Origin of the sequence: Chryseobacterium sp. SIMBA_029, assembly GCF_046535275.1 — a bacterium.
Lineage (GTDB): Bacteria > Bacteroidota > Bacteroidia > Flavobacteriales > Weeksellaceae > Chryseobacterium.
Genome location: NZ_JAWRXA010000277.1, coordinates 1 through 275 on the forward strand (window position 1 = coordinate 1; position 275 = coordinate 275).

At 57.8% G+C, this 275-nt stretch carries 1 pseudogene; it reads right to left on the reverse strand.

From position 1 onward, the window contains the following. Nucleotides 1–275 (reverse strand): annotated as a pseudogene (locus SB679_RS24115) (hypothetical protein); the annotation flags it as partial.

The following is a 275-nucleotide window of genomic DNA, read 5'->3' on the forward strand; positions in this document are numbered from 1 at the left end:
CTCCCTTCCAGGAAACGTCGAAATTCCCGGCGACACCGAAGAGAGTCAGAACCAGGACGATTTCGCCATTGCTGTCAAACACCGGCGCACTGATGCTGTTGATACCAGGAATTGGCAGACCCTCTCCGCGTGCGAGTCCGCGCTTTCGTATATCAGCGAGGATGGCCTCAAATTGCGTCGCCGTGAGGCGTTCGCCGTCTGGCGTTTGCGAGCCAATATCGCTCGCGATAAGTTCGTCGAGCCTCGGACCCTTCTTGTGGGCAGCGAAGACTCTG